The 9,474-nt window shown below is 65.5% G+C and carries 9 protein-coding genes, 1 tRNA gene and 1 pseudogene; 5 read left to right on the top strand and 6 right to left on the bottom strand.

Annotated elements, in window-relative coordinates; genetic code table 11:
• Positions 1-12: 12 nt before the first annotated feature.
• Complete coding sequence (locus AC1ROK_RS00185) at positions 13-543, bottom strand: MauE/DoxX family redox-associated membrane protein (RefSeq protein WP_492842652.1); 531 nt, start codon at positions 541-543, stop codon at positions 13-15.
• A complete protein-coding gene (locus AC1ROK_RS00180; RefSeq protein ID WP_492842650.1) occupies positions 543-1,706 on the bottom strand; it encodes an amine dehydrogenase large subunit in 1,164 nt (387 codons plus the stop codon). The genes AC1ROK_RS00185 and AC1ROK_RS00180 overlap by 1 nt, the downstream gene beginning before the upstream one ends.
• Before the next feature lie 154 nt (positions 1,707-1,860).
• Between AC1ROK_RS00180 and AC1ROK_RS00175 the strand changes: the two genes are divergently transcribed.
• Entirely contained in the window at positions 1,861-2,793 is a 933-nt protein-coding gene (locus AC1ROK_RS00175; RefSeq protein ID WP_492842648.1) for a helix-turn-helix domain-containing protein, read from the top strand.
• 133 nt (positions 2,794-2,926) lie between these two features.
• Here the strand turns inward: AC1ROK_RS00175 and AC1ROK_RS00170 are convergent, their stop codons facing one another.
• Positions 2,927-3,829: an AraC family transcriptional regulator gene (locus tag AC1ROK_RS00170; protein ID WP_492842646.1), complete on the bottom strand. Its 903-nt coding sequence runs from the start codon at positions 3,827-3,829 to the stop codon at positions 2,927-2,929.
• Between the two features lie 162 nt (positions 3,830-3,991).
• On the opposite strand from AC1ROK_RS00170, the gene AC1ROK_RS00165 reads away from it, so the two are divergent.
• From AC1ROK_RS00165 to AC1ROK_RS00155, 3 genes and pseudogenes are all read left to right on the top strand, one after another.
• Entirely contained in the window at positions 3,992-4,294 is a 303-nt protein-coding gene (locus tag AC1ROK_RS00165; RefSeq protein WP_492842644.1) for a putative quinol monooxygenase, read from the top strand.
• Between the two features lie 129 nt (positions 4,295-4,423).
• Positions 4,424-5,371, top strand: coding sequence for an alpha/beta hydrolase (locus tag AC1ROK_RS00160; RefSeq protein WP_492842642.1), 948 nt, complete (start codon positions 4,424-4,426; stop codon positions 5,369-5,371).
• Positions 5,372-5,380: 9 nt separating this feature from the next.
• Positions 5,381-6,123: pseudogene (locus AC1ROK_RS00155) on the top strand (SDR family oxidoreductase).
• A gap of 289 nt (positions 6,124-6,412) precedes the next feature.
• Here the strand turns inward: AC1ROK_RS00155 and AC1ROK_RS00150 are convergent.
• Together AC1ROK_RS00150 and AC1ROK_RS00145 are read right to left on the bottom strand one after the other, a co-directional pair.
• Positions 6,413-6,488 (bottom strand) — tRNA-Ala (locus AC1ROK_RS00150).
• A 53-nt stretch (positions 6,489-6,541) separates the two neighbouring features.
• Complete coding sequence (locus tag AC1ROK_RS00145; protein WP_492842640.1) at positions 6,542-7,582, bottom strand: NAD-dependent epimerase/dehydratase family protein; 1,041 nt, start codon at positions 7,580-7,582, stop codon at positions 6,542-6,544.
• A gap of 82 nt (positions 7,583-7,664) precedes the next feature.
• Here AC1ROK_RS00145 and AC1ROK_RS00140 point away from each other — a divergent pair, with 82 nt between their 5' ends.
• Positions 7,665-8,213, top strand: coding sequence for a TetR/AcrR family transcriptional regulator (locus AC1ROK_RS00140; RefSeq protein ID WP_492842638.1), 549 nt, complete (start codon positions 7,665-7,667; stop codon positions 8,211-8,213).
• Positions 8,214-8,410: 197 nt separating this feature from the next.
• Here AC1ROK_RS00140 and AC1ROK_RS00135 read toward each other — a convergent pair whose 3' ends face one another.
• Positions 8,411-9,424: a Gfo/Idh/MocA family protein gene (locus AC1ROK_RS00135; RefSeq protein ID WP_492842636.1), complete on the bottom strand. Its 1,014-nt coding sequence runs from the start codon at positions 9,422-9,424 to the stop codon at positions 8,411-8,413.
• Between the last annotated feature and the right edge of the window lie 50 nt (positions 9,425-9,474).

The following is a 9,474-nucleotide window of genomic DNA, read 5'->3' as shown; positions in this document are numbered from 1 at the left end:
GTATTCACCTGGTCAGCGCGTCAGACGCGCGAGGGATGAGTTTGCGAGGATTTGTTCGGCGAGCAGAAACACCACCCAGGTGGCGAGGCCGCAGGCGATTGCGGTGATCGTGCCCCCGATATCCAGGTTGAGCGGGCCGGTCAGCATGGCGAGGCCGGCGAGCAGCACCAGAACGGCATTCCTGACGACCAAGGCCCAGGACAGTGGCTGTACCGCGCCGCCGCAACCGCACTCGATGTGGGTGCGGCCACGTCGGATGTTGAACGCCATGGCCACCGCGTAGAGAACGAGCATGCCCGCCGCGATCGCCAGCCCGGGCAACTGGCCGCCGGGCACCAGCTGCAGCGCCACGACCGCGATTTCCGCGGCCACGATCGCCATGGAAGCGGGGCGAACAAGTCGCTCGCCCAGCAGCCGGTAATCGTTGACGAAGCCGGTGAACTCGGTGAATTCGGTCAGCTTGTGCACGGCGGCCCAGGCAAAGATCAGCGCGATGAACACGGTGATGGTTGCCGAAGCGAGGGAGGCGAACGAGCTCTCCATCAGGGAGAACTCGTCAGCGTCGTCGCAAAACCGAAATCGGCGTGCTCCGCCACCTTCTTGGCCGCGAACCTCGCCGCCGGATCCACGTCGTAGCGGTAGATCTTCCGATCGCCGATGCTGAGGCCGTAGAGCACGGGAATAGCGGCGTCGGTTACATAGACGGCGTTGAGACCATCCACGTTGGAGCGATAGAGCAGCTCCTTGTTCTTCAGGTCATAGGCCCAGACTTCCTTGGCGCCGTGATAGTGGCTGCCGTCGTGATGGTCGGGCGCCATCGGCACGAACAGGATGCCGTTCGCGTCGTTATAGGTGACGACGCTGTAGCCCGACGTGCCCCAGTTGCCGTCGATGCCCTCGGCAATCGGGGTGACGCTGAGTTTCTTGACCACGCCGTCGCTGTCCGACAGCTGGTAGACATTGGCGTGATAGGAGATGAACAGCAGGTCCCCGTCGACCCGCTCGGAGGCGAGATAGAGCGGGTCGGCATCGACGTCGAAGATCTTTTCGCTCTTCTTGCTTTCGAAGGCCGTGCCTTCGGAGGTGAGCGTGAACGTCGTGAAGGCGCCGTCGTTGCAGATGGTCGAGTAGCTGTAGCCCGCGGTGGCCGGGTAGATGCCGTAGCAGCCCGGCGAGGGCACTTCCTGAACCACTTCCCCCTTGCTCAGGTCGACCACGGTGACCGAAGTCGCCGGCGTGGCGTTCTGCACATAGAGGAAGCGCTCATCGGCGCTTAGCTGCAGTAGGGCGCGATCGTCGGTGTACTGCGTCACCTTGAAGGGCAGGACGATTTCCTTCTGGATGCGGTTGGTGGCCACATCGAAGATCTGCAGCACGTGCTCGCCACTGCCCGAGGCGAGGCGGGAGTAGAAGCCGGAGACCAGGTAGATGGTCTTGCCGTCCCTGGAGGTGGTGAAATGGCTCTGCGCCCCACCGCTGACGCTGCCCTTCAGCTTAAGGTCGTCGGCTGAGTAGATATAGATGGCGCTGGGCCCGCCGCCCCAGTTCTGCATGTTCACGAACACGTTCGGGCCTGGATCCATCGCCTCCTTTGCCGTCGGCGTTTCGGGAACGAACTGGGTGTCCTGCGCGAGTGCACATGCCGGCCCGGCGATGCCGCCGACAAGGCAGGCAGCGCCGAGCAGGGCTGACAGTTTGGTAGCCATCAAGGTCTCCATGAATGAGGAGACGGCAATCGACCAAACCCGCCACGGGTCGGAAATCCACTTTCCCAAAAACCAATGCACGAAATTTAGGCATTCATTTGTATTGCTCTGTTGGTAGGCAGGAGCTACCCATTTCCGGCTGGAGAAACCACCGTTGCGAAACACCGGGACGCTGACCATTGCCACGCATGCCGACGCCTCCGAGCAGGAGGTCGCGCTGAAAGGCTGGGAGCAGCGATACCGGCAGATGAGCAGCGGGCGGTTCGAAGGAACGACCTCGTCGGTGGATTTCGGCCGGGTGTCGATCGGGGAGGAGCGACTGAACGTCGAAGTCGCGCAGACCTCGTCGCCGCCTCCCGGAAAGCTGGTGCTGATCCTCCACCCCCGCGTGGTGGCGCGGCGGTTGAACGGGCAACCACAATCGGCTCAGTTGTTCTTTCATCGCGGCGGCAATGTGCTCGATGTTGCGAGCGCGCCGGGAGACAGTCGCGTCTGCTATCTCATCGTCGACGAAGCGCTGTTGCCCGACCTCGATCTTAGGCAGGTCGAGCCGATCAGGGCCGTCGCCGGCTATCCCGGTACGAACGACCTCGCCGATTGGGCCTTGTCGGTACTGTCTTCCGCGCCCACCACCATGCGACAATCGCCCGGCGCCATGGAGCAGGTCCTGCCCGGCATGATCGCCGACAGAGTGTGGGAGGTCTGCAGCAGGATGATCGTGGCGGAGTCCGACAAGCGGCCGCGCGAGACCTATTCCTATTCCCTGTTCAAGCGGGCCAGGAGCCGGGTGATGGACGACCCGGATCAGGTCCTCGGCGTCGCCGACCTGGCGGCATACCTAAATGTGCCGGAACATGTGCTCAGGGGCGCCTTCCTCGATGCCGCCGGCGTTACCCCCCGCACCTGGCTGCGGATCTACCGCCTCGACCGGGCGCGCCGTGCCATCCTGCAGTCCGGCCGGACACCGAAAACCGTGGCGCAGGTGGCAATGGAGGCGGGCTTCTTTCACCTTGGACGCTTCTCGGCCTACTACGCACAGCTCTTCCACGAGACCCCGCTGGAAACCCTCAAGGGGGCGCTGGGGTAGCGCCGGCAACGGCCGGGGCGACACCAACGGCGGGCTGATGAAGGTCCATGGTCGAACGCAAGACGCCGTGGCGTCGTCGGTTGCCCGTCGGTACCGGGACTTCGGCCTGCGCGGGTCTCCAAGCCGGAGCCGATTACACGACCGCAGGCATGGCGCCGGTGGTGAGGCCACGCAACCTCTCAGCGTCCAGACTGGGAGGCGCGCCGAACTGGCGGCGATACTCGCGGCTGAATTGTGAGGGGCTTTCATAGCCGACCCGGAAGCCCACGCCGGCCACATCATCGGGATGCGCCACCAGCTGCAGCCGAGCTTCCTGCAGGCGGATCTGCTTCTGGAACTGGATGGGGCTCATCGCCGTCACCGCCTGGAAATTGCGGTAGAACGCCGAGGCGCTCATGCCGCAGACTTCGGCAACTTCCTCGACGCGGAACGAGCGGGCATGGTGCTCACGTATCCAGCGCACGGCGCGGGCGACGTGGCTCAAACTGCTGTCGGCGAGGCCGAGTTGGCGCACCGCTGCGCCCTGTTCTCCGACGATCAGCCACCACAGGATTTCGCGTTTGATCAGCGGCGCCAGCACATCGAGGTCGCGCGGCCGGTCGAGCAGCCGCAGCAGCCGCAATACCGCGTCGAGCAGTTCTGCCGGGGCGTCGCTGACGATCATGCTGGAGGGCGCCGCGCCGGCGGATCGGCGGGCGCTGCCTGACCCGGCCTGCAACAGCAACTCGGCAATGCTGGGCGGGTGCAGCAGCATGCCGAAGCCGAGTGCGGGCTGCTCGGGGCTGGCGCCGACGAACTGGCCGGTGATCGGCAGATCGATCGAGGCCACCAGGTACTGGCCGACGCCATAGCGATAGACCCGCTCGCCCAGCGCGATGCGCTTCTCGCCCTGCGCAATGAGCGCCATCACCGTGCCACTGGTCGCGAACTCCTGCACGGAGGCATCGTGCCGCGCGATCATCACGCCGTCGACCGGCGTGGAACCGTCGGGCCTGGCGTGGCGCGAGATAAGGCTTCTGAGTTCGTCGATCTGCATGGTGTCTGCGTAGCGGAGGACAGGGCGCTGTTCAAATGATTCTCCCAGATGCGGTAGGATTAGGCAAGTCAACGATAGCCCGGTTCTACCACCTTCGCCGCGGGAGATGGTTTGGTGTCGATGCCGGCGAGCAATGGGCCGACCGGCTTCGAGGACACTCAAATGATCATCAAGCACGGCTTTCATGCCGCAATGACCGCCCATCCGGGCAAAGGCGACGCCCTCGTCGCACTGCTGCGGCGCGCTCCGTCGCTCAACAATGACGATTGCGCCGTCTTCCTGATCGGCCGTTCAGCCAGCAATCCGGACCTCGTCTTCGTCACCGAGGGCTGGTCCAGCAAGGAGGCGCATGGCCGCTTCTTCGGCAGCGACGTGGCGAAAGCCTACACCGCCGAGTTCGGCCCGCTGGTCGTCGACACGAGCTACGCCGATGAGGTGCCGCTCGGCGGCAAAGCCGCCCTCTAGATCATTGAGTTCGTCGCGCTTTCGAGGCGGGAAAGTCTCTGAACCTTTCCTCAAAGCAGCGCCCCCCGATCCCCCCGCGACGCCTTTCGCGCCATCCGGCGTGAGCATCGCTTTCCCAAGGACGATATCATGACTCTGTCTCGCCCCGCCCTCGACGCCGAACTGGCTCGGCTGCTGGCGCAACTGCCGGCGGCGCCGTCGCTCGATGCCGGCACTCTGCCCCTGCTGCGCCAGTACCGGATGCCGGCCGAAGCGTTTCTCGAAGGCCGTTCGATCGAACGGCGTGAACTGACGATATCGGCCGCCGACGGCGCCGAACTGCCGCTATCGATGTTCCGCCCGACCGGGCTCGATGTCGCCGCGCCCTGCATCTACTGGCTGCATGGCGGCGGCATGGTGATGGGCGACCGCTTCGCCAATCTCGACATTCCGCTGGACTGGCTCGAGCGCTTCGACGCGGTGGTGATGACGCTCGACTATCGGCTGGCGCCGGAAGCGAACGGCACGACGCTGGTCGAGGACTGTTATGCCGGTCTCGTGTGGGTTGCGGCGCACGCCGCAGAACTCGGCATCGACCCCGAACGCATCATCGTGGCAGGCGCCAGTGCAGGAGGTGGATTGACTGCCGGCATGACGCTGCTTGCCCGCGACCGTGGCGGTCCGGCGATCGCGGCACAGGTGCTGATCTGCCCCATGCTCGACCATCGCAACGACACGGTGTCGAGCGGCCAGTACAGCGAGGGTCCCGCCACCTGGACGCGCGACGCCAATGCCTTCGGCTGGCGCTCGGTGCTCGGCGACGACCCAGGCGTTCCAGCCTATGTGTCGCCGGCGCTGGCGACCGATCTCGCCAACCTGCCGCCGACCTTCATCGACACCGGCTCGGCCGAAGTGTTCCGCGACGAAGACACCGCCTATGCGAGCCGGATCTGGGCGGCAGGCGGTGAAGCCGAGCTGCATGTATGGCCCGGCGGCTTCCACGGCTTCGACGCGCTGTTTCCGCAAGCCCAACTGTCCACCGTGGCGCGCCGGACGCGCAGCGACTGGCTTGGCCGCATCCTCAGCAAGACCAACTGAAAGAGCATCATGAGCACGATCCTTATCACCGGCGCATCCTCGGGCTATGGCCGCGAGACGGCGCACCATTTTCACCAGCGGGGCTGGAGCGTCGTCGCCACGATGCGTCGGCCCGAACCCGGCATCCTGCCAGAGTCCGATCGCATGCGGTTGCTGCCGCTCGACGTCACTGACCCTACCAGCATCGCCGCATGCATCGTGGCGGCTGGTCCGATCGATGTGCTGGTCAATAATGCCGGCGTGGGGATGGGCGGCGCTTTCGAGGCTGCGTCGCTGAGCGACATCCGCCGCATCTTCGAGACGAACACCTTCGGCGTGATGGCGATGATCCAGGCAGTGCTGCCGGCAATGCGCGAGCGGGGACGTGGGCTCGTGGTGAACGTCACCTCGTCGGCGACTCTGGCCGCCTTCCCATTCGCCGCGCCCTATACGGCGAGCAAGACGGCCATCGAGGGGTTTTCGGAAGCACTGGTGCCCGAGCTCGCGCCATTCGGCCTCAAGGTGAAGCTGGTCGAGCCGGGGCTCGGACTCAGTACGCGCTTCGCACAGAACTCGGCATTCGACTTCGCCGCCCACGTTCCGGCCGCCTACGCTGCCCACGCAACCGAATCTTTAGCGCCCGCCCGGCTGCGTCCACCCGGGAGAGCGATGTGGCCGAGGCCGTGTGGCGGGCCGCGCACGACACGACGGGGCAGTTGCGCTTCCCTGCCGGCGCCGATGCGCTGGACCTCTGGGACAAGCGGTCCTGGTAGCTGACGGGAGCGATCGCGCCCAAGCTCAGGGCCCCGACGGGATGGCGGGGCGGACTATCCGCGCCCATCCTGTCGGGGGGGGGTAATCGGAGGTTTGGGACGGTGCGGGATCGACTGTTCCGTCCCAAATCGCATGGGTTGTCGCGATGAGTGCCCGGGTCGATCCTGGTATCGGGCGCCCGCGGTCCACAGGATCAGCGGCAGAATTCACGGGCGCAGCGGCACAGCAGCCTGCGCAACTCTCTGCCAGGCCGTTGTATTTACTTGTCTATTTGTGATGACATCGAAGTGGTGGAGCTGAGCGGAATCGAACCGCTGGCCTCATCATTGCGAACGATGCGCTCTCCCAACTGAGCTACAGCCCCGCTTCGATGGCGCGCTTATTAGCCAATCCCGGCGCCGAGGACCAGTCCTTTTTTCATGCGACGAGGCGCTGGGCGATGAGGCTCCGGGCGGTGGCCACCGCGGCGTCGGGACCGGGGATGGTCGGGCGGGCGAGCAGCAGGCGGCCGCTATTGCCGTCGACGCGTTTGACATGGCCGAGTTCGGCGGCGTTGGAGCCGATCTGCGCATCGAACAGGCCGATCAGGCGGACCACCCAGTTGGGCAGCTCGAAGCGTGGGGCGCGGGCAGCGACCTGCGGCAGGGCAGCGCGGAGCGCCGAGGCAAGTTCGAACAGGCTCATCTCGCGGTCGGCGAGGATGTGGCGCTTGCCGCCCGCGGTTGGTGCGGTCATGGCGGCGAGATGGGCGGCGGCGACGTCGCGGACATCGACGATGGAAAAGCTCATCTTCGGCGCGGCGGGGATCGAGCCGTTGAGCAGGCGCTGCACCAGGAGGCCGGAGGTGCCGACATCTTCGTCGAGCAGCGGGCCGAGGATGGCGCCGGGATTGATGGTGGCGAGCCGCTCGCGGGCGCCAAAGCTCTCGGCAACGGCCCAGGCTTCGCGCTCGGCGCGCAGCTTCGATTCGGCGTAGGCGCCGACCTTGGGGCTATCGGTGTTGGTCCAGTCGGCGGTGGTGAAGGTGCGGCTGTAGTCGTCGTGGCCATAGGCAATGGCGGCGATCGAGGAGGTGACGACGACGCGCTCGACGCCGGCGGTGAACGCGGCGCTGACGGCGCGACGGGTGCCCTCCACGGCCGGGCGGATCAGGTCGTTCTTGTCCTTGGGCATTTCGAGAACGAAGGGCGAGGCGACGTGCTGCAGGTAGCGGACGCCGGACATCGCCTCGGCCCAGCCCTTGTCGGCGAGAAGATCGAGGGCAACGAACTCCAGCCGCGAAGTGTCGGCCCCGTGCGCGGCAAGGGTTTTCCTCACTTTTTCGGCCCGTTCGAGGCTGCGCACCGAGCCGCGGACGGTGTAACCTTGGGCGAGGAGCTGCAGGGCGACATGGCCGCCGAGAAAACCGGAAATGCCGGTGACGAGGACGCGGTCAGACTGATCAGGCAGGTCGGACATTTGGGGGTATCCCTCCGTTGAACTGAACGATATGTACGAATATCGTTCAGTTCGTTCAAGGTATCGACGAAGGAAAATCGGCGTGGCGGACATCGACAAGCAGGAGCAGATCCTTTCGGCGGCGCGGCGGCTGATCCTCAGGCAAGGTTTGCGCGCCACCTCGATGGAGGCGATCGCGGCCGAAGCGCGGGTGGCCAAGCCCACGCTCTACAAGTACTTCGGCGACAAGAACGCGGTGTTCGAGGCGATCCTCGCCGAGCTGATGGCGGAACTGCACGAGGGGTTCGTTACGGCGCTGCACAGCGACGGGACAGTAGTCGCCCGATTGGCGGCGGCTCTGTCGGCGAAGTACGAGGCGATCGACCGGTTGCTCGGAGCATCGCCGCATGCCGACGAGCTCTATGACGAACACGAGAAGGCGCGGCCCGAGGTGCGGGCGACCGAGGACGTGATCGACGCGATGGTGGCCGAGGAGCTGGAGAAGGCGGGGGCGAAGCAGCCGCAACTGCTGGCGCGGCTGGTGCTCGATGCGGCCTGGGGGATCAAGCGGAAGGCGCGGGATGGCGCGGAAGTGGGGCCGGGGATCCGGTTGCTGGTGGAGCGGCTGGTGGGGCCGGAGGTGCGGGGGTAGGGTGGCCGCGGGCGGCGGGGACGGTCCGCCGATCATGCCAAGTTATTGAACTTAAAAATGAATCTCGGTGTCATCCCAGCGAAAGCTTGGATCCAACTCGCCACAGCTCAAGCGGTGAAATGGGTCCCAGCTTTCGCTGGGATGACAACCGGTGGGGAGGGGAGTCGGTACCTCCCCCCGCAAATTCTCCGCCTAGGTCAGACGTCGGCCCAGGCGCCGGTCTTTTCGCTGGCGAAGACGGCGTCGATCACCTTCATCGATTTGATGGCGTCCTCGACGCCCCATTCGAGCGGCTTGTTATCGAGGATGGCGCGGCAGAAGGCGTTGGCCTGTTCGGTGTACTGGTCGCAGGGCGGGATGATCTCGCGGCGGCTGAGGTGGCCGTCGGGCGAGTAGCCGTTGTCGATGATGATGGCCGTGGCCGTGTCGGCCGGGGCGTTGAACGGGATCACCAGTTCGACCCGGCCCCTGGTGCCGATCAGCTCGAGCGACTGGTGGCTGACCGACTGGGTGGAGCAGACGAAGCTCGCCTGCCTGCCGCCGCCGAAATCGAGGATCACCGAAGCGAGGCGGTCGGTCTTCATCGCGGGGTCGCGGTCGACCAGCGACACGGCGCGCTTGGGTTCGGCCTCGAACAGGAAGCGCGAGCCGGTGATCGGGTAGCAGCCGACATCGTAGATGCCGCCGCCGCCGATATCGGCCTGGTTGCGTACGTTGGTGGGGTCGGTGAGAAAATACTCGAAGATGCCGCGCACGGTACGCAGCTCGCCCAGCTCGCCCGAGCGGGCGATCTCGCGGGCACGCTGCCATTGCGGGTGATGACGGACCATGAAGGCTTCGTGGAAGACGATGCCCTTGGGCAGCTGGCGGAGTTGTTCGGCTTCCTTGGCGTTGAGCGCGATGGGTTTTTCGCACAGTACGTGCTTGCCGGCTTTCGCCGCGGCCAGCGTCATCGGCACGTGCAGGTGGTTGGGCAGCGGGTTGTAGATGGCGTCGACATCGGGATCGGCGAACAGCGCTTCGTAGCTGCCATGCGCCTTGGCCTTGCCGGTCAAACCGAGCTCGGCGATGTACTGCTCGGCCTTGGCGACGTCGCGCGAGGCGACCGCGACCACTTCGCTCAGTGGCGACTTCATGATCGCCGGGGTGACCTTCTTGAGCCCGATATTGGCGGTGCTGAGGATGCCCCAGCGAATCTTCTTTTCTGCCATGATGTTTCTCCCCAAGCGAGATCAGGAAAGTTGCAGGCTTTTTCGGTTCG

It is taken from the genome of Devosia sp. GW821-FHT12F11 (assembly GCF_058806655.1).
The sequence above is the reverse complement of the archived record's forward strand: the minus strand, read 5'-3'. Positions and strand labels throughout refer to the sequence as shown.